At 62.3% G+C, this 557-nt stretch carries 1 pseudogene; it reads right to left on the reverse strand.

The features are described from left to right. Positions 1-82: 82 nt before the first annotated feature. Positions 83-557: pseudogene (locus W930_RS0125150) on the reverse strand (branched-chain amino acid ABC transporter permease); the annotation flags it as partial.

Raw genomic sequence — 557 nt, forward strand, 5'->3', positions numbered from 1 at the left:
CCTGCAGACCGCCGAAGCGCTTGTTCACGCCCTTGACGGACAGAAGAATTTGTTCGCTCATAGTCAGATCGTCTCCCTCGACTTACAGTGTCCGCTCTTCCGGACGCGGCGACGGCCACAGGCCGGCCGGACGGTACAGCATGATCAGAATCATGGCCAGACCGTACAGCAACTGCCGGATCACTTCGGGATCGACGATGACGCTACCGAACAACTGCGTCTGCAACGGGCCCATGGTCGAGCGCAGCACCTCGGGGAACGCCGAGAGCAGCACACCGCCCAGGATCACGCCCGGAATGTGGCCCATGCCGCCAAGCACCACCATCGAGAGCACGATGATCGACTCCCAGAAAGTGAACGACTCGGGCGAGACGAAGCCCTGGAACGCCGAGAACATGCCGCCGGCAACACCGCCGAACGACGCGCCCATGGCGAATGCGAGCAACTTGATGTTGCGCGTGTTGATGCCCATCGCCTTGGCGGCGATTTCGTCTTCACGAATCGCGACCCAGGCGCGTCCGATGCGCGAATGCTGCAAGCGCACGCAGATGAACGCG

The sequence above is a fragment of the Pandoraea sp. E26 genome (assembly GCF_000681415.1).
In the GTDB taxonomy this organism is placed as follows: Bacteria; Pseudomonadota; Gammaproteobacteria; order Burkholderiales; family Burkholderiaceae; genus Pandoraea; species Pandoraea pnomenusa.